The organism is Rhodoplanes sp., assembly GCF_013377085.1.
In the GTDB taxonomy this organism is placed as follows: domain Bacteria; phylum Pseudomonadota; class Alphaproteobacteria; order Rhizobiales; family Xanthobacteraceae; genus Rhodoplanes.
The window spans coordinates 1-18,963 of record NZ_JACAAX010000071.1; the positions used below are offsets into that span (position 1 = coordinate 1).

General features: G+C 66.5%; 17 protein-coding genes and 1 pseudogene. 15 read left to right on the forward strand and 3 right to left on the reverse strand.

Features of this window, described 5'->3' with window-relative positions:
* The first annotated feature begins 511 nt into the window (after positions 1-511).
* The 3 genes from HXX10_RS28100 (at position 512) to HXX10_RS28110 (ending at position 1,748) form a co-directional block, all read left to right on the forward strand.
* Positions 512-910 (forward strand): hypothetical protein, encoded by a 399-nt coding sequence (locus HXX10_RS28100; RefSeq protein ID WP_296526683.1) that lies wholly within the window; start codon positions 512-514, stop codon positions 908-910.
* A gap of 205 nt (positions 911-1,115) precedes the next feature.
* Positions 1,116-1,442: an NHLP leader peptide family RiPP precursor gene (locus HXX10_RS28105; RefSeq protein ID WP_296526685.1), complete on the forward strand. Its 327-nt coding sequence runs from the start codon at positions 1,116-1,118 to the stop codon at positions 1,440-1,442.
* Between the two features lie 75 nt (positions 1,443-1,517).
* Positions 1,518-1,748, forward strand: coding sequence for a hypothetical protein (locus HXX10_RS28110; RefSeq protein ID WP_296526687.1), 231 nt, complete (start codon positions 1,518-1,520; stop codon positions 1,746-1,748).
* Between the two features lie 219 nt (positions 1,749-1,967).
* Here HXX10_RS28110 and HXX10_RS28115 read toward each other — a convergent pair whose 3' ends face one another.
* The 3 genes from HXX10_RS28115 to HXX10_RS28125 all read right to left on the reverse strand — a co-directional run bounded on the left by HXX10_RS28115 (position 1,968) and on the right by HXX10_RS28125 (position 4,816).
* Positions 1,968-2,717, reverse strand: a complete 750-nt coding sequence (locus HXX10_RS28115; protein ID WP_296526689.1) for an alpha/beta fold hydrolase — start codon at positions 2,715-2,717, stop codon at positions 1,968-1,970.
* Positions 2,718-3,044: 327 nt separating this feature from the next.
* Complete coding sequence (locus HXX10_RS28120; RefSeq protein WP_296526691.1) at positions 3,045-3,788, reverse strand: transporter substrate-binding domain-containing protein; 744 nt, start codon at positions 3,786-3,788, stop codon at positions 3,045-3,047.
* A gap of 26 nt (positions 3,789-3,814) precedes the next feature.
* On the reverse strand, positions 3,815-4,816 hold the full coding sequence (locus HXX10_RS28125) for an SMP-30/gluconolactonase/LRE family protein (RefSeq protein WP_296526694.1): 1,002 nt from the start codon (positions 4,814-4,816) through the stop codon (positions 3,815-3,817).
* 260 nt (positions 4,817-5,076) lie between these two features.
* Between HXX10_RS28125 and HXX10_RS28130 the strand changes: the two genes are divergently transcribed.
* The 12 genes and pseudogenes from HXX10_RS28130 (at position 5,077) to HXX10_RS28185 (ending at position 18,801) form a co-directional block, all read left to right on the forward strand.
* Positions 5,077-5,517: a DoxX family protein gene (locus tag HXX10_RS28130; RefSeq protein ID WP_296526695.1), complete on the forward strand. Its 441-nt coding sequence runs from the start codon at positions 5,077-5,079 to the stop codon at positions 5,515-5,517.
* A 33-nt stretch (positions 5,518-5,550) separates the two neighbouring features.
* On the forward strand, positions 5,551-6,501 hold the full coding sequence (locus HXX10_RS28135; protein WP_296526696.1) for a VOC family protein: 951 nt from the start codon (positions 5,551-5,553) through the stop codon (positions 6,499-6,501).
* Positions 6,498-7,448: an AEC family transporter gene (locus tag HXX10_RS28140; protein WP_296526698.1), complete on the forward strand. Its 951-nt coding sequence runs from the start codon at positions 6,498-6,500 to the stop codon at positions 7,446-7,448. Before HXX10_RS28135 ends, HXX10_RS28140 begins: the two co-directional genes overlap by 4 nt.
* Positions 7,449-7,683: 235 nt before the next feature.
* Positions 7,684-8,931, forward strand: a complete 1,248-nt coding sequence (locus tag HXX10_RS28145) for a cupin domain-containing protein (RefSeq protein ID WP_296526701.1) — start codon at positions 7,684-7,686, stop codon at positions 8,929-8,931.
* A 123-nt stretch (positions 8,932-9,054) separates the two neighbouring features.
* Positions 9,055-10,464, forward strand: coding sequence for a cytochrome ubiquinol oxidase subunit I (locus tag HXX10_RS28150; RefSeq protein ID WP_296526702.1), 1,410 nt, complete (start codon positions 9,055-9,057; stop codon positions 10,462-10,464).
* 5 nt (positions 10,465-10,469) lie between these two features.
* Positions 10,470-11,462: a cytochrome d ubiquinol oxidase subunit II gene (cydB, locus tag HXX10_RS28155; protein ID WP_296526703.1), complete on the forward strand. Its 993-nt coding sequence runs from the start codon at positions 10,470-10,472 to the stop codon at positions 11,460-11,462.
* A 35-nt stretch (positions 11,463-11,497) separates the two neighbouring features.
* A pseudogene (locus HXX10_RS28160) lies at positions 11,498-11,680 on the forward strand (hypothetical protein); the annotation flags it as partial.
* Between the two features lie 909 nt (positions 11,681-12,589).
* Positions 12,590-13,114, forward strand: a complete 525-nt coding sequence (locus tag HXX10_RS28165; RefSeq protein WP_296526714.1) for a hypothetical protein — start codon at positions 12,590-12,592, stop codon at positions 13,112-13,114.
* Positions 13,115-13,216: 102 nt separating this feature from the next.
* Complete coding sequence (locus tag HXX10_RS28170) at positions 13,217-14,647, forward strand: GMC family oxidoreductase (protein WP_296526704.1); 1,431 nt, start codon at positions 13,217-13,219, stop codon at positions 14,645-14,647.
* 186 nt (positions 14,648-14,833) lie between these two features.
* Positions 14,834-15,136 (forward strand): hypothetical protein, encoded by a 303-nt coding sequence (locus tag HXX10_RS28175; protein ID WP_296526706.1) that lies wholly within the window; start codon positions 14,834-14,836, stop codon positions 15,134-15,136.
* 593 nt (positions 15,137-15,729) lie between these two features.
* Positions 15,730-17,709 (forward strand): DEAD/DEAH box helicase, encoded by a 1,980-nt coding sequence (locus HXX10_RS28180; protein ID WP_296526709.1) that lies wholly within the window; start codon positions 15,730-15,732, stop codon positions 17,707-17,709.
* A 507-nt stretch (positions 17,710-18,216) separates the two neighbouring features.
* Positions 18,217-18,801: a cupin domain-containing protein gene (locus tag HXX10_RS28185; RefSeq protein ID WP_296526711.1), complete on the forward strand. Its 585-nt coding sequence runs from the start codon at positions 18,217-18,219 to the stop codon at positions 18,799-18,801.
* The last annotated feature ends 162 nt before the right edge of the window (positions 18,802-18,963 follow it).

Consider the following 18,963-nt stretch of genomic DNA (forward strand, 5'->3'; position numbering starts at 1 on the left):
CACCCGCCGCCTCGCCAGGCCCTGTCGATAAAGGACGAATTTCGAGTCAGGCTCTCAGGGAGAATTACATCGACGGCGCTTTCAGGCAGCCGGCATTTCGGCCTTGGTCTACGACCACCCGCAGCTACGGTTGTAGCGACGGCGTGCCGCAGCACGAGACGAATCCACTGCAGCGAGCCGAGGACTACCAGATGCCGTTACGGCCGCGATGGCGCAGCCCGGCGTCACCACCATGATCGCCGCTGGCGACAATCCCAGGATCAAGGTCGTCATTCTGAACGTGCCGTTCTATTCCGGCGCCCGGGACGCAAGGTTTTCCGCCCGGCATCATCGAGCGTGCCTGGCGAAACCGCGAAGCCCAAGACCACCAGCTACGTCAAGCCGTGACCGACGTCGCTGGCCAACGCCAACGGCAAGGAGGGCGAGCGGACCTTCCTGACAAGCGGCGGATGACGGCTCGATCCGCGTAGCTCAAGGCTCCGATCCCGCAACACGACTCTGGTGTGTCGGCATGGACTCGCCGTCCGTCCCAGAGCGTCCGTCAGAGAAGCAGGCCAAACAGGCGCTTGGCCACCTGCGCTCCGCCTTCCTGACGTTTCCTTTCGCCGACGCCGCCACCACGAAAGCGCGTACCGGGAGCGTCGTCGACCCGACGACGCCGCCCGCTGCCGACGAGTCCACCTTCTTGACCATTCTTCTGACCGCGATCTGTCGTCCCAGTCTGCACTTGGCGCCCGGATTCATCATTCGTGCACCCCAGTTCTGCGGCGCCGGCACCGGCAAGGGACAGCTTGTCCGTGCGATCGCGCGCATCACTTCATCCGAGAAGGCTCTGACGACGACGTCGCCGATACCGCTGTCCGCATACAGGGAAGTCGGGAACCACGCGCGAAACGCTTCTAGGCCTTGATCGCGCGAACTGACCAGCACTTTCCAATGGCTGAGATCCGGGTTGCGTTCGGGATGGCCCTGCTGGGGCTGGAGCAGACGCTGGGCCGTCGAGTGGAGGTGCGCTGAACCGGCCATTAAGCTACACTCCCGTCCACACGCAGCCTTGCGCTTCAGGACGGAAGAAGCCGCTTTCGTCCGTGCTCATACCAACAGCGGAGAGTCCGATGACCAACGACGAGCTCGAAAGGAAGCGGATCGAGATCATCAGCAAGGCGTGGACGGACGACAGCTTCAAGGAGAAGCTCTTGTCCGACCCGGTGGCGACGCTGAAGGCCGAGGGGGTGGAGCTCCCTGCAGGGCTGCAAGTGCGCATGGTGGAGAACACGGAGAATGTGTTTCACTTCGTCCTGCCGCTCATGCCCAAAGAGCTGACGAACGAGGACCTCGACCAAGTAGCGGGCGGGGTGGGCCGACTGCACACCTCCTCGATCCAAATGAGCGATGCAGCGGGTGTATTGGGCGGCCTGATCCACAACAACAATGGCTGTTGATCCGCCGGGGCGACCCAGAGCGCGATGCGCCGGTGCGGACGATTCGGGACCTCACGCCCACAGAGGTCGAGTAGCTTGCGGATCGCGGCCGATTCGTTCCGAGCCCTCGCGGCCGCCTTGGTCAATTGCCGGGGGACCGGCTTCACGGTGGTCGGCGCCGCGTCGGCCCGGGATAGCGCCCTCGTGTCGGCCAGTGCCGAGCTGAAGGTCGGCCGAGGTTTTGCATTGCGCGGCACCTTCGATGGCCAACTCGGCGGCGCGACCCAGGTCTATTCTGAGATGGACTCGCTCAGCTACACGTTGTGATCAGCGGATGTACGGCCTCCTGCTTTAGTAATGGACCGAGCCTCGACACCGTCGTTTGATCAGTCCTCGCGTGTGGGCACCAAACCGCCTACGCACCTTCGGACGTTGATCGAGCCGTCATATATCGACAGCGTGCAACTGGCCGACCGCTGGCGCTAGCGGCCGAATTGATGGTTCTGCCCAGCCAACGTCGGGTCGGCCACCTAGATGACAGGACCTTCAGCGCCCGGGACCGTCCAATAGACCTCGGCCTGAGTGGAACCGGATCAGTAGACTTTCGGCCTGGGTGGATGCTTCCCGCTGAACCCAGTGACCGGCGTCCGGGATTTCGATAACGGTGGCGTCCGGCCGCGCCGCCCGGCAGAGTTCGATGCGCCCCGTGACAGAAGGATGCACGAGCGCATCGCGCTCGCCCCAGATTACCTGGACCGGACAGCATGTGCCGGCGAGATCGCGTGGCAACCGGTCGAGCAGGCTGACCTTGCGGCTGTCAAAGCGGGCCTGGGCGATGTTCGCGATCTGCAGGTCGACTACCGGATCGTTCGGGTCGGGCGCGCGAGCCAGCATCGTAACGCCGAGATTGTGGGCTACGGCGGCCCGGAAGCCAGCCAGATCGGTGTCGCGGGGCGGCAGCGGCAAGAGTGAGATCGCACGTCCGTTCGGGACAGCGCCGAAGCCGGCCGGCGCGAGCAGCGAGAGATGCGCCACGCGGTCCGGCGATTCCCGGGCGAGTGCTGTGGCGATCACGCTGCCGAAACTGAACGCTGCAAGGCCGAAGCGCCGCGCCGGGACCGCTGTAGCGAGCGCGGCGACCGCCCGCTTCACGTACGGCTCGCCGTCGAGTGCTTCGACGTCATCAGCGTCGCCGAAACCCGGTAGATCAATCGCCAGCACTTCGAAATGATGCGCTAGTGCCGTGATGTTTGTCTGCCAGTGTCTCGACGAGCCGAGGCCGCCGTGCAGCAGCACAAGCGGAGCTCCATTCCCAAACCTATGCAAGGCGATGCCGTGCTTTCGCTCCGGCGCGCTCTGCAATGAAGTGGGTGACACGACCGGCGTCATACGGCTCCTCGTTACGGGCACGCAGACATATTTCTGAGTGCCTAGATAGGGATGATAACGATAGCATGGAGCGTGGAGCATAAAGCATGAGCCGGAGGTCCCGTCACCGGTGCGGTGTAGCTGGGCGGCCGTGGCGCCGCTCGCGCGCGCGCTCCATAGCGACATAGCAAGCGAGCGCGTCGGAAGTGGTCCGGCGGTAGGGTCTCCGCCGGAAATGCTCAAAGTGATGCACGGTCAGCTCGAAGGGGCTGTCCGACGGCTCATGCCGGCGAGCGCCGCATCGAGCAGATCCTTGATCTCGCCGCGCGCCTTCAGGCTTTCGATCGCCTCGTTCAGCCGCGCCGCGAGCGCGGGCCGGCTCTTCTTGACGGCGACGCCGAAGGGCTTCGGGTCGAATCTGTCGCCGATATCGATGATCTCGTAGTGATCGGGGTGCTCCGCCCGTTTCCGCATGAGCGTCAGATTGATCATGTCGTTCGACGCCGCGTCCGCCTCGCCCCTCGCGACAGCTTCGAGGTTCCCGAAACTCAACGGGGTGACGACCAGGGTCGCGCCCGGCAGCGACGGCAGGGACGCCTGCATCCGGCGGATCGAAACCGACCCGGCCGTCACGGCGATGCGTTTGCCCGCGAGGTCCTCGAATCGCTTGATGGTGCTTCCTGTGGGGACGAGAATCGCCTCTCGCGTCACGCAGTAGGGAATGGAGAACGTGACCTGCTCCTCACGATCCGACGTGATCGTCAGCTGAGAAATCACCATGTCGACGACGTCGTCCTGCAGGGCCTGAATGCGCTCCGCGTCATGCACCTGATGAAAGTCGACGCGATCCGACGCGCCGAGGATCTCCTTGGCAATCGCCCTGGCCAGATCGGGCTCGAAGCCCTCGACGACCCCCGTTCGCAGGTCCTTGTAGCCCATGCCGGGAATGTCGAACGAAACGCCGGCGATCAGTTTTCCCCGTGTCTGGAACCGTTCCATCGTTTCCTTCCCGTTCTGCGATCGGGTCACCACCGGCGAACGCCGGCGATCCCGAGCTTGATCTGCCAGATTTGCTTGTCGCAGCACGTGAACAGCACGTCGTGGTCCGGGCCGCCGAAGGTGAAGTTGGCCACATGGGCGCTCGCGATCTCGCCGATCAGGTCGCCGCCCGGCGTGAACACCTGAACGCCCGTCGTCGACGAGGTGTAGACGTGTCCCTGCACGTCGAGCTTGATGCCGTCGGGCCAGCCGGGCGTGACGACCGCGAACAGGCGTTGGTTCCGCAGGTGCCGGCCGTCCTTGACGTCGTAGGCGAGGACATGGTGTGGCCGCTCGACGAAATAGGTCGCGGGCGCCTGGATCGCTCCCGAATCGGTGATGTAGATCACCGATTCGTCCGGCGAGAACGCGATCCCGTTCGGCTTGTCGAAACCGCCGGCGACCACCGTCGTCTCGCCCGTCGCTGGATCATGCCGATAGACATAAGCGCCGATCTCCGGCGCTCCCTTGAAGCCCTGCATCTCGCCGTAGTTCGGATCCGTGAACCATACGGTGCGGTCGCTCTTCACCACCACGTCGTTCGGCGAGTTGAAGCGAAGCCCGCGCCATTGGTCGACCACCGTCTCGATCCCGCGCGTCTTCAGGTCCATGCGGCTGATGCGGGCCGAGGCGTCCCGCGTGCCCTGCTCGCAGATCACCAGCGCGCCGTCGCGGTCGAGCGTCATGCCATTAGCCATGCTCGACGGGTACTGAACGACGTCGAGGGCCTTCGCCCGAAACGGAAACGTGTCGCCATCCAACTGCAGACGCATGATGGCAATGTTTTTGGGCCCAGGCTCGGGCACGGTGGTGAAGTAGAGTGCATGCTCGGCCGCGACATAGACCGGCCCCTCGTGGGCGTTCGTCTCGATCAGCACATGCCGCTGGAAGTGCGGGCCCAGCACGGCGCGGAAGTCGTCGCGGTGGATTGTGAAGGCGCTACCGTGGTCTCGATCGAGCGAATGCGCCATGGTGTCCCGGCCGATCATGGGCGCGGCGACGGCGAAAGACCGTCGCGCCGAGCGATCTGCCGCCGTAAAGGCTCCGCAGGGGCGCCGGGTGCCCCCCAGGGCATGACGGTGCCACTGCCATTGAAAATCCGGCTCTCTAACGTGCATCCCAACGTCGCAACCTCTTGGTCCTGTCGCCTCGATGTCGGTCGCAGCATGATTTTTGCTTATCGCTTTGGGGGGTATTCGCCAATTCACAGATTCATGAGAGGCTGCCTGCTTGGAAGAGGAGGCCTGAAATGGACTGGCTGATCAGCGACGGTTTGCCGCTGCTGGCGAGAATCTTCCTCGTCTGGATCTTTCCGTTCAGCTTCCTCGACAAGATCATCAATTGGAACAGCGCGTTGAAGCAAGCGAGCTCGGGCCGGCTGCCCGGCGGGCCGGTGCTCCTGATCCTGGCGATGATCTGCGAGCTGCTCACGCCGCTGATGATTGTGTTCAGGTTCTATGACGGGATTGCGGCTTTCGTTCTCGCCGGCTACTGCGCCGTGACCGGCCTCGTCTATCACCCGTTCTGGACCTATCCGCGCTTTTGGTCGGCGCAAAGCGAGGGATATCCGCACATCTGGGACTTCTTCAAAAATTTCGGCCTGGTGGGCGGGCTCATCTTCGTGATGTATGCGAGCGGTTTCATTCAGACCATCGGCAGCACGATCCAGCGTTTCTCCGCACTCATTTGACGGAACCGGGGCATCCGGCGAAGGGCAGACGACATGGCCGTCACCCAGCTCCTCGGCATCAGCATCACGGTGGCCGATCTGGCGACGGCCGCGTTCTATCGTGACCGGCTCGGCCTCGAGATCGGGCCCGAGCACACCGTGAGCGATCCGGCCTGGAACACCCTGTTGGGGCTGACTCCGCGCACCACGGCGCGCGCGATCGACGTCGCGATCGGACCCATGACCGTCGAGCTCGTCGCCTTCGATCCGCCGGGGCTCGCCTATCCGGCCGAGCGCGCCTCGACTGATCTGTGGTTCGAACATTGCGCCCTGGTTTGCCGCGACATCGCCGCGGCGCGGGAGCGGCTCGCCGGCGGATCGTTCGGGGCGATCACCGACGGCGGGCCGGTGCTGCTGCCACCGAACACGGGCCGCGTGTCCGCCTTCAAGTTCCGCGATCCGGAGGGGCATCCGCTCGAGCTGATCACGTTCCCGGAGGGCGTCGGCGCAGCCGTCTGGCACCAGAGCCCGGGACCCGGCATTCTCGGCTATGATCACACCGCGATCTCGGTGTTGGATGTCGACCGCAGCATCGCCTTCTACAGCGGGCTGCTCGGGTTCAGCATCGGCGGCCGGTCGTTAAACCAGGGACCCGAGCAGGATCGCCTCGATGGATTGACCGGTTGCGCCGTGGATGTGGTGGCGCTCGAGCCCGCCTCCGTGGCCACCCCCCATGTGGAGCTCCTGCATTATCGGACACCGCTAGGCCGGGTGGCGGCCGCAGAGGTTCGGTCGAACGACGTCGCCGCCGTCCGCCAAGTGCATGCGGTCGACGATCTCGACGCGATAGTGAGGCGACTGGAGCGGGCCGGCGTGCGTTTTGTGTCGCCGGGCGTGGTGACGTCGCAGAGCGGCCGGAGGGCCGCCGTTGTCCGCGACCCGGACGAGCACGCGATCATGCTCGTGGCGCAGGGCGAGGCAGAGGCGGAGCGCGCGAAACCATGATATCGACCATCCTCAACGCGATGCTTCCGATCGTCGTCACGCTGGTGCTCGGCATGGTGGCGGCCTGGCACCAGGACTTCGATGCGGACGGGGCCCGTGTCCTCAATCGCATGGTGATGATTTACGCGCTTCCGCTGGTCTTGTTCACCGGCATCCTGTCGACGCCGCGCTCACAGCTCGTCGGCCACACCGCGCTGACGGCGGTGCTGGTACTCTCGCTGCTCGCGAGCTACGTGATCCCATTCGTGATCGCACGCTATGCGGTCGGCCGCGATCTGATGAGCTCGGCCCTGCAGGCGCTCGCGATCGGGTGTCCCAACCTAGGTTTCGTCGGCCTGCCGGTGCTGGGCTATCTGTTCGGCCCGTCGGTCGCCTCAATCTCGGTCGCGGTCAGCTCGCTGGTGCTGGTAGTGTTCCATATCCCGGTCACGATGATGCTTCTGGCCGCCGGCGCGGCGCGACGCGGCGATGCGAGCGGGCCGCCCGTCAGCCTCCCCGCGCAGATCGTGGCAACGCTGAAAGAGCCGATGGTGTGGGGGCCGCTCCTCGGCTTCGTCATGGTGCTGCTGGAGATTCCGCTGCCGACAGCGCTGATGAAGTCGTTCGACCTCCTGGGCGCCGCCACGGCAGGCGTCGCCCTGTTCTCGTCCGGAATCACGCTGTACAGCCAGCGCGTGATGGTCAGCGTCCCGATCGCCATAACGACGCTGTCGCGCAACGTCCTGGTTCCGGCGGCCGTCTGGGCCGCGGTCGTGCCGCTGGGGGTGATCTCGGAAAATCAGATGAAGGAGGCCGTGATCTCGTTGGCGATCCCGAGCGCCGTCGTCTGTGTGATCCTGGCCGTGCAGTTCCGGGCGGCGGAGCGGGAGATCGCCTCGACCATTTTCTGGAGCACGATCCTGTCGCTGCCCACGGTGGGGCTGTTCATCTGGCTGCTCGGCGCATAGTCGGCAGGCGGCCGAGTCGAACCCGGCTGATCCGCCCGGCTGCTCGCGAAGCCGTTACTTTACTACCCCTTGCCGCCATGGTCGGCTGACCCCTCACCTGGGAGAACGCGTGAAGAGATTTCCCGTCGTCAACGGCGAGGCAGACTCCGGGAACCGGGACCTTCTCCTGCGCCGGAGCCGCGACCGCCGACCAGACGAGCCGGCCCTCGGAGATTCTGTTCGCGCAGGAGGAACAATGGACGATCTTTCTCGCCGCACAATGTTGGTCCTGAGTGCGGTCGGCAGCGCCGCCCTAGCATCGGGCGGTGCAGGAGCTGCATCGTTCGGCAATCCCGACGAGCCTCCGCAGGGTGCAATCAACTCGACCCCGGGGGCGCTATCCACGCCCGGCCCGCAAAATCCGACGCTCGCCGGTCAATTGCCGTCGTTTCAGAGCCCTCCCCCGACTGACGTCGGCACCATGCCGATGCTGTGGTCGTCCTTCAACATCATGCCGAAGCGCATCCAGGCGGGCGGCTGGGGCCGCCAGGTGACCATCGCGGAATTTCCGGCCTCGAAGGACGTTGCCGGCGTCGACATGCGTCTGGGTCCGGGCGGCGTGCGCGAGCTGCACTGGCACCTCGCCAACGAGTGGGGCATCGTCACCAGCGGCCGCTGCCGGGTCACGCTGCTCGACCAGGAGGGTCGCGCGACGGTGCAGGACGTAGGCGTGGGCGACCTGTGGTTTTTTCCGGCAGGCTGCCCGCACGCGCTGCAGGGCCTCGGCCCGGACGGCTGCGAATTCCTGCTCGTCTTCGACGACGCTCAACAGTCGGAATTCAGCACGCTCCTGCTCACCGACTGGATCGCCCACACGCCGCCGGAAATTCTCGCGCAAAACTTCGGTGTGCCGGCCGAGACATTCAAGAACATCCCGCTGCACGATCTGTGGATCTTCCAGGGCAAGGAGGCGGGTCCGCTCGCCGCTGCACAGGCGGCGGTGGCGTCCGGCGGGGCCCCGGCGGAGCCGTTCACCTTTTCGCTCACCGGGACCAAGCCGGTGAAGCAGAACGACAGCGGCACGATCTATCTCGCCGACAGCCGCACCTTCAGAGCCTCGAAGACCATCACGGCCGCGCTGGAGACCTTCAAGCCGGGGGCGTTGCGACGCATGCACTGGCATCCGAACGCGGACGAATGGCAGTACTGGATTAAGGGCCAGGGCCGCATGACGGTGTTCGACGCCGGCCCGCGGGCCCGCACCTTCGACTTCCGCCCGGGCGACGTCGGCGTAGTGCCGAAGAACCAGGGCCACTACATACAGAATACCGGAACGGACGATCTCCAGGTGCTGATAATCTTCAAGGCGCCGGAGTATCAGGAGGTCGACCTGTCCAATTGGCTGACCCACACGCCCCCGGAGCTGGTCGCGCAACATCTCAATATCGATCCCGCCGTCATTGCCCGCTTTCCAAAGGACAAGGTCGGCATCCAGCCGGGTTGAGAGCGTCTGCGTCGTGCCGTGGGCGACGATGCGCGACAGACCCGCCCGGTGCGAGCCGGGGCCGCCCGAAAGCGGTGGCATCAGTAAAGTCGTCGCGGCGACAGGACCGGCAAGGAGATGGGATTGGACCTCGACCCGATCATTCTGTCGCGCATCCAGTTCGCCTTCGTCGTCACGTTCCACATCATCTTTCCGTCCTACACGATCGGCCTCGCGGCCTGGCTCGCCACGCTCGAGGGGATGGCGCTCGCGACCGGCAATCCCGTCTACCGGCGGGTGTTCGACTTTTGGCTGAGGGTCTTCGCGGTATCGTTCGGGATGGGCGTCGTCTCCGGCATCGTCATGGCCTTCCAGTTCGGAACGAACTGGAGCGCTATGGCCGAGAAGATGGGACCGATCCAGGGCCCGCTGCTGGCCTACGAGTCGTTCACCGCATTCCTCCTGGAGGCGAGCTTTCTCGGCGTCATGCTGCTCGGCCGCGCCAGGGTGCCGCCGCTGCTCTACCTGTTCGCCTGCTGCATGGTGGCGCTCGGGACGATGGCGTCGTCGTTCTGGATCATATGCAACAACAGCTGGATGCAGGTTCCGCTCGGCCACGCGATCGTCGACGGCAAGGTGATCCCAGCCGACTGGTGGACCATCACGACCGGGCCGGTGGTGCGCTGGCGGTGGCCGCACATGCTGCTCGGGGCGTTTCTCACCACCGCCATGACGGTGATCGCGACCGGCGCCTGGTACATGCTCCGCGGCACCCACCGCGACGAAGCGCGTGTCATGCTGAACTGGGGGCTGGCGCTCGCCGCGATCCTCGTCCCGGTGCAGATTGGTGTCGGACACCGGACCGGCGATGTCGTGCATACCCATCAGCCGGTGAAGTTCGCCGCCATCGAGGCGCGCTGGACGACGCAACAGCCGGCCTCCGAGGTTATCATCGGGATTCCCGACGAGACGGCCGGGCGCAACCTCTTCGCGCTGGAGGTGCCGCGGCTCGGCAGCTTCATCGCCTCGGGCACCTGGAATTCGCGCGAGATTGGCCTCGACAGCGTCCCCGAGCAGGACCGACCACCGGTGCTCGTCCCGTTTTTCGGGTTCCGCATCATGGTCGGCATGGGGCTCGTCATGCTGGTGGTGTCCTGGCTCGGGCTGGCGCTGCGCTGGCGCGGCACGCTGGAGACCGCGCGCTGGTTCCTGTGGTCGGCGTTCCTGTCGTTCCCGACCGGCTTTGTCGCCGTGATCGCCGGCTGGTACACGGCGGAGGTCGGCCGCCAGCCCTGGATCGTCTACGGTCTGCTGCGCACCCGAGACGGGGTGACGCCGTCGCTGGCCACGGAGACGGCTATGATGTCGCTCGCCATCTACGTGACCGTTTACCTGATCGTCTTCGGATTCGGGGCGCACTACATCTATCGATTGCTGCGCGACGGTCCGACACAGAGCGGTCCCGGCCCGCGCGTCACCGCCGGCAGCCGCCCCATGGCGTTCGCCGGCTCGGCGGCGAGCGCCGCCGGTGGCGACGTGAAGGCCGGCGAGTGACCGTCATGGAGCACTCGACCCTCGTCCTGTTCTTCGCCGCAGTCGTCGCGGTCGCCATCTTAATCTACGTGATCCTCGACGGCGCCGATCTCGGCGTCGGCATCCTGTTCGGCACCACCCGGGACGAGCACGAGCGCGACCAGATGATCGCGGCGATCGCACCGTTCTGGGACGGCAACGAGACCTGGCTGATCGTGGTCGCCACCGTGCTGTTCGCCGCCTTCCCGGCCGTCTACGCCGTGTTCCTGTCGGCATTCTATCTGCCCGTCGTGCTCCTCCTGGTCGGCCTGATCTTTCGCGGCGTCGCCTTCGAGTTCCGGTCTCGCAGCGCCCGGTTGCGATCGATCTGGGACCTCGGCTTCTGGCTCGGCTCGGCGGTGGTCGCCTTCGTGCAGGGCGCCGCGGTCGGCGCGATGATCCAGGGCATCCCGGTGACCGGCGGCCAGTATTCCGGCGGTGCCTTCGCCTGGCTCGCGCCGTTCCCGGTGCTGTGCGGCGTCGGCCTCGCGATCGGTTATGCGCTGCTGGGCGCCTCGTGGCTGGTGCTCAAGAGCGAGGCCGCGCTGCGCGAGCGGGCGTACCGGCTGGTTCCCTGGCTGGCGGGCGCCATGGTGGTCCTGCTGGCGATCGCCAGCGGGGCGACGCTCGGGATCGCCGACCGCATCGCCAGCCAGCTCGCCGGTCGGCTCTGGGGCCTCGTCTTCCCGCTGGCCGGCGTCCTGGCGGTCGCCGGTATCCTGATCGGCGTACGCCGGCGGCGCGACGGGTGGCCGTTCGCCATGACGGCGGTGTTCTTCCTGATGGCCTTCCTCACACTCGCCGTGCTGTTCTGGCCCTACATGATCCCGTATGCGCTGACGATCACCGACACGGCCGCACCCGAGGCCTCGCTCTCCTTCCTGTTCTGGGGCACGATCGTCATCCTGCCCGTGGTCCTCGCCTACACGATCGCCGTCTATTGGATCTTTCGCGGCAAGCTGCGGCGGAGCTACTCGTGAGCGAACCGACGTCGCCGGCCGCCACGGCCGAGGCGCTGCGGCTGCATCAAGCAGACACCGGCGCCAAGCCCTGGCGACGCTGGGGCACCTATGTCAGCGAGCGCCAGTGGGGGACGGTGCGCGAGGACTACAGCGCCGACGGCGACGCCTGGGCGTATCTCACCCACGACGCGGCGCGCAGCCGGGCCTACCGATGGGGCGAGGACGGGCTCGGCGGCTGGTGCTTGGCGAAATGTGGATCGACCAGCGCCAGCGTCGCTAGGTGGAAGCCCCAATCCCACGCCGCGAACCACGGATATTCCCACTTGTCCGGCATCGCCAGCACGTTGGCCGAATTGAAAGGAGCAGCTGGTTCTGCTGTGCCGGCCGTGGTTCATGCACCCCCGAACGGCCAGCTTCCTGCCTACGAATGGAATTTTTCAGACGTCAATCCGCCCGTGCACGCCTGGGCGGCATGGCGCATCTACGAGACCGAGAGGTCGCGCACCGGCACCGGCGACCGCGGTTTCCTGGAGCGCGTCTTCATCAAGCTGCTGCTCAATTTCACCTGGTGGGTCAACCGCAAGGACCCGCGCGGCCGCAACGTCTTCCAGGGCGGCTTCCTCGGCCTGGACAATATCGGGGTGTTCGACCGCTCGAAGCCGCTGCCGGTCGACGGCATGCTCACCCAGTCGGACGGCACCTCGTGGATGGCGATGTTCAGCCTGGACATGCTGCGCATCGCGCTCGAGCTCGGGCAGGACGACGAAGCCTACCAGGGCATCGCCACCAAGTTCTTCGAGCACTTCATGCTGATCGGCGGCGCCATGACCAATCTGGGCGGCGAAGGGGTCGGCCTGTGGGACGACGAGGACGAGTTCTACTACGACTGGCTGGTCAGCGACGACGGCGGTAAGATTCCTGTTCGGCTGCGTTCGATGATCGGGCTGATCCCGCTGTTCGCCGTTGCCGTGCTCGACGAGACGACGCTCGCGCGCGTGCCGGAGTTCACCCGCCGCATGGACTGGTTCCTGGCGCACCGGCCCGAGATCGCGGCGCTGGTGTCGCGTCCGGATGCGACCGGCGCCGGGGGCCATCGGCTGCTCGCGATCGCCCGCGCCTTCCGGATGAAACGCGTGCTGGCCCGGATGCTGGACGAGAGCGAGTTCCTCTCCGACTTCGGCGTGCGGGCGATCTCGCGGGTGTATCTCGACCAGCCCTACGAGTTCAGTTGCGGCGACTACCGGGCCGAGGTGCGCTACACGCCGGCCGAATCCGACAGCGACCTGTTCGGCGGCAACTCCAACTGGCGGGATCCGATCTGGATGCCGGTGAACTACCTGATGATCCGCAGCCTGGAAAAGTTCGGGATGTTCTACGGCGAGGACTTCAAGATCGAATGCCCGACCGGCTCCGGCACCATGCTGTCGCTGCGCGAGATCGCCGACGAGTTGCGGCGCCGGCTATTGCGCATCGTGCTGCGCGACGCGAATGGCCGGCGGCCGGTGTTCGGCACCTACGAGACCTTGCAGACAGACCCGCATTTCCGTGACCATATCTGGTTTCACGAGTATTTCGGCGGCGACAACGGGCGCGGCGTTGGCGCCTCGCATCAGACCGGCTGGAGCGGGCTCGTCGCCAACCTGATCGAGGAACTGCACCGCAAGAGCTGAGAGGCCGGTCGCGCCGCGACCCGGACAATCGATCCCGATGTCACCCGCGCACCCCGGCCGCTTTCGGCTTCGAGCCGGGCCGCCATAAGGGAGATCACACCGATGCAAGACCGGTATGACGTCATCGTGGTCGGCAGCGGGGCCGGCGGCGGCGCCGCCGCCTATGCGCTGGTCAAGGCCGGCAAGCGCGTGCTGATGCTCGAGAAGGGCGGCCGACTGCCGCGGGACGGTATGACCCTCTCGACCCTGGTCGTGTTCCGGGAGGGCCGGTTCTCGAACAAGACCGAGTGGCAGGACGGGCACGGCAAGCCCTTCGTGCCGACCGGCGAGCACTACAATCTCGGCGGCAAGACCAAGTGGTACGGCGCCGCGCTGCTGCGCTTCTCAGCGCACGAGTTCGAGGCAGATCCCGCCTTCCAGTGCCTCGGCTGGCCGTTCGGCCTCGCCGAGCTCGAGCCCTACTATGCCGAGGCCGAGCGCATGCTGCACGTCAACCGGTTCAAGAACGAGCCGGAGCTGCAGGCGGTCATCGACAAGATCGTGCAGGACGATCCGGCCTGGCGGCCGGAGCCGCTGCCGCTCGGGCTCAAGCCGGAGATCGTCGACGACCCTCAGGAGGCCAAGCATTTCGACGGCTATGCCTCGGTCGCAGGCTACAAGGGCGACTCCGAGCAGAACTTCATCCTCCCCATCGAGACCGCGCCGAATTTTCGCCTGATCCTCGACAAGGAGGTGACGGGCTTCTTGCACGCGGAAGACCGGCCCGACGCGGTCGAGGGGGTGCTGTGCACCGACGGCAGCTACTTCTTCGCCGACAAGGTCGTGCTCGCCTGCGGAGCCATGTCCTCGCCCCGCCTGCTGCAGGACTATCTCAGCCTCACCGGGCTCGACCGGACGCTGCCCGGCGCCGCGCTGGTCGGCTGCAACTTCCGCATGCACCTCAACAGCGCGCTGATCGTCTTCTCGCGGTTTCGCGACCACGACGTGCTGCGCAAGACGGCGATCTTCTTCAACGACAAGCACCCGCACTCGACCGTGCAGTGTCTCGGCTGGCTCGATGGCCAGTTGCTCGCGACCCAGCTCCCGGCGGCGACGCCGGAGTTCTTCAGCGCCATGATCGGCTCCCATGCGCTCGGCTTCTTCGTCACCACCGAGGACGGGTCGAGCCGCGACAATCGCGTCGTCTCCAATCGCGGCCACCGGCCGATGCTCGACTACGAGTTCGACCGGATCAAGCCGTCACGCGACGAGCACGAGGCCTGCATCCATGCCTTCGAGCGGGCCCTGTTGCACGCCGGCTTCGTCGGCACCAGCCGGTGGACTGGCCTCGCCGGCACCGGCCACGCGGTCGGCACGTTGGTCACGGGCCGCGATCCGGCGTCGAGCGTGGTCGATTCGGAAGGCCGCGTACACGGCATGACCGGGCTGTACGTGTCGGACGGCAGCGTCCTGCCCCGCACCAGCCGGGTCAATCCGTCGCTGACCATCTACGCCTGGGGCCTGCGCCTCGGCCGCCGGCTGGCCGCCGGCTGACACGCCATCCGCACCGTCGTCCGGCGTAGGGGACGGCACGCTGGCGCCGCCTTCACAGGACTTAGCCGGCCAGACGTTTCGACAAGCGCATGGAGGAGGTCGGCGGTGTGAAGAGTCTTCGTCACCGGCGGCACCGGATCGATCGCAAGCGCGCAGGTCGCGGCGTTTTCCGCGACGGGTCACGCCGTGACCTTCCAGTTCCACTCGGAGGCGGAGCTCGCCCAGGCGCTGGAGAGGACGACCGGCGCCCGCAGGGTCGCATACGACCTCGCGACGATCGACGAGACCACGGGCCTGAAGAACGAGGTGTCCGGCTGCGATGTGCTGGTCAACGGCGTCGGGATCGGCCGCAACGTGCCAGGCGCTCCTGATCGTCACGCGGCCGAGGTCCCGCTCATGCAGCTCGAAAACGACTATCCGCTGCAATGGATGCTCGGGGGCTGCCGCGCTGGACAGGATGGGACTACACCACGAACTCGATCACGCTGATCGATGGCAGGGGCGCCCGCTGCGGTCCACTCGGACCTTCGACGGCTTCGGGGCCGACTGGATCGATTCGGCGGGTCGACCGCTCCGGCTGGAGCTGCATCGGAATCGCTGAGGCCGCAGGTCGGCAATCCTCATCCCCCTTGGCTGTCCCGCGATCGACCGACACCCCTGTCCGAGGGCGCGTGGGCCGGGGCATGGCCGGCACCCCGTGACACCGGGCTGTTCGAGGCGTGCTGCGCCGGACGTGGCGGACACGACCAAGGACTGCTACAAGGGCGCCCGGCGAGCAGCCACCCGAGCGCTCGGGATGGTCGGCGCCCGGAGTGATCGTGAAGCCCTGATAATCCAGCCAAGCGAGATTAGCCGACATCCCTTCGGAGCGCAGGTGCGCCGGCTCGCTGTCGGTCGCGGGTGTCTCACCATTGGCTCCGGCGGGCACGGTGTCCGATCCGCCGTCGATGTCGGCCGCCGATGTCGACGGCTGCCGAAACCCACGTCGCCGCCTCGGATCGCTGATGTCGGGGGATCGAACCGGCTCGGTCCCCCGCCCCTGAGCCGACAGTGGCATCTGCCCAACCAAGGTCCGACCTCCCGTGACATTCCTGCCGACACGTCCGCCGCTCGCCCGCGCCCTAGCCGAGCGCAACTACGATGATCCGACCCCGGTGCAGGCCGCCGTGCTCGCCGATGGCGCCGTCGGCCGCGATCTCCTGGTGTCGGCGCAGACCGGCTCCGGCAAGACGGTCGCGTACGGGCTGGCGATCGCGAACGACCTGCTCGGCGACGCGGAGGGCTTCGAGGCCGGCGCCGCCCCCCTCGCTTTGGTGGTCGCTCCGACGCGGGAGCTCGCCCTGCAGGTGCAGCGCGAGCTCGCCTGGCTCTACCGCTACACCGGCGCCCGCGTCGTCTCCTGCGTGGGCGGCACCGACCCGCGCCGCGAGCAGCGCGAGCTGGCCGACGGCGCCCACATCGTGGTCGGAACGCCGGGGCGGCTGTGCGACCACCTGCGGCGGCACCGCCTCGATATCTCCGGCCTGAAGGCCGTGGTGCTCGACGAGGCCGACGAGATGCTCGATCTCGGCTTTCGCGAGGACATGGAGCTGATCCTCGAGAGCACGCCGGACAACCGCCGCACGCTGCTGTTCTCGGCGACGCTGCCGCGCGGCATCGTCGCCCTGGCCCGGCAATACCAGAAGGACGCCGTGCGCATCGAAGTCGGCGGCGATGAAAACGGGCATGCCGACATCGAGTACCGCGCCATCCGGGTCGCAGCGCACGACGTCGAGCACGCGGTCGTCAACCTGCTGCGCTATTTCGACTCGCCTGGCGCGCTGGTGTTCTGCAACACCCGCAACGCCGTGCGGCATCTGCAGGCCGCCCTGCTGGAGCGCGGATTCTCGGTGGTCGCGCTGTCGGGGGAGCTGGTGCAGAACGAGCGTACCCTCGCCCTGCAGGCGCTGCGCGACGGGCGCGCCCGCGTCTGCGTCGCCACCGACGTGGCGGCGCGCGGCATCGACCTGCCTCATCTCGGCCTCGTCATCCACGCCGAGCTGCCGAACAATCCGGCGGTCCTTCAGCATCGGTCCGGCCGCACCGGCCGCGCCGGCCGCAAGGGCGTCAGCATCCTGCTGGTGCCCTCCGCAACCCGCCGGCGCATCGAGACGATGCTCGACCAGGCCGGCATCGAGGCGGTGTGGGGCAGCGCGCCCCAGCCGGAGGAGATCAGCCGGCTCGACCTCGAGCGCGTCCTGCAGGACGCCCGGCTCGCCGAGGAGCCGAGCGAGGACGACCTGATCTGGGCGCAGGCGCTGCTCGCACAGCGAAGCCCCGAGCAGCTCGCGACGGCGCTGGCCCGGATTCTTCGCGCCGGTCTGCCGTCACCCGAGGACATCGTCGACCCCGGCCAAAGAACCGGCGAACGCGCCGGCCGGGCCCGGCGTGATCGCGACGAGGCGAGGACAGACGAGGCGAGGACGGTCGCGCCCCCGCGCGCCGACGGTTCCGTCCCCGGCTGGGACCCGATCGACGCCCGGCCGGTGCGGCACGCGGGCCTCGAGGGCGGCAGCGTCTGGTATCGCGCTAGCGTCGGGCGAAACAAGAACGCCGAAGCGCGCTGGCTGCTGCCGATGATCTGCCGCCGCGGCGACATCGACAAGCTCGTCGTCGGCGCCATCCGGATTTGCAACAGCCACAGCGAGTTCGAGATCTCGGCCGACGCCGCCGAGCGGTTCGCCGCCGCCATCACCCGGCCCGACAAGGAAGCAAACATCCGCCTCGAGCCGATGCCCGACGGCCCGCAGGCGTCCTCCGGACAGCACGACCGGCCCGCCGGCCGGAACCGGCCGCATGGCGGCAGAGCTCGTTCCGGCGGCCAATCCCGCCAAGAGCGCGGTGCGCCGGAGCACACGCCGTCCGGCGACGACCCAGCCGCGCCCGCGAAGAAGCCGAAATTAGCAAAAAAGCCATGGCGGCAGGACAAGCCGTTCCGCGCCGGGAAGACCAAGCCTGCCGGTGCCCGCAAAACCGCGATGCGTCCGGTCGGCAAAGGGACAGGCAAGCGCGGCCGCGCCTGAGCCACGACACGCCGATCACCGCCGCTCGGCGGATATACTGGCCCCCGGCGGTACGACCGATCCCCAACGGGCGCGCAATCACCCGCTCGCTCGCCCCGCAGGCATACTTCAGGCGCAGAACTTCTCGAACCGCCTAATCGGTAGTTAAACTCTGACCGCACTACCAACGATGCCATGTCGGGGGATGATGAGGAGGGTGACGTGCATCTCAGCAAAGCTGGCCGTACTGGCCGACATCATGTCGAGGTGCCTCGTGACAGGGTGCGCCACCCGCGCTGATAGAGAAGCTATGTCCAACGACGAGTCGGCGTGTCTTTCGGCGTCCTGTGCTGGCGCTCGGACCGCTCTCGTTGGTCACGGTGACCATCTGCGGCCGGTCGATGAATGAATGGTTTCGAGCCATCCTTTTCGTCTTCATCGATGGATCGTCGGCGGCGCGTCCAAATTCGCACATTCGTGAAGACCCGTTTAATGTTCCGCGTCCAATGACAAAGAGGGAGGACACTCATGCGAAATCTCTGTCTCTGCATTCTCTTCGTCGGCTTGACGGTCGCCACCGCCGATGCACAGACGCCCGAAGTTCGCCGGGTCGTCACGGCACTCGACTCGAACGGAAAGGCTGTCGCGTTGTTCGACGGCAAGGTCGCTCTCAAGTCACTCCGTTCACCCAATCCTGCCGGTGAGATGTGGGTCACCACCGACTCGCCCGCCGCTTACACTGAGAAGGACGATTGGGCGCAGACGAAGGTCGGCATTTCGCCGCCGCCCCGCGGGACGATCTTCCGCATCGTCGAATTTCCACCGACGAACGAACGTGTCCACGCGTTGGATGTGAACACGATGATGCGCGCTGTCGGGGATCATGCCCCAAAGAAGGGCCTCCCGCCGCGGCACTCCATGATGCATCGGACCAAGACCCTGGACTATACCGTGATTATGTCGGGCGAGATCGACATGTTGCTCGACGAGGGTGAGGTGCATTTCTCGGCCGGAGACGTGCTTGTTCAGCAGGCGACGAACCACGCCTGGATCAACCGAGGGACGCAGCCGTGTCGAATCGCTTTCATTCTTATGGACGCGCGAGAGCCGTGACGGGATCGACCGAGTGAAGACGATGCAACGTTCGACTTCGCTCCCGCGTGATTCACCTCGATGAACTGGCGATGGCCGTGAGCTGCCGAGGGTCGAGTACGTCAATCTCTAGGGTCCGGACCCATAAAATTGTTGGCAGCGTGAGAGGCTTGTGATTCACGG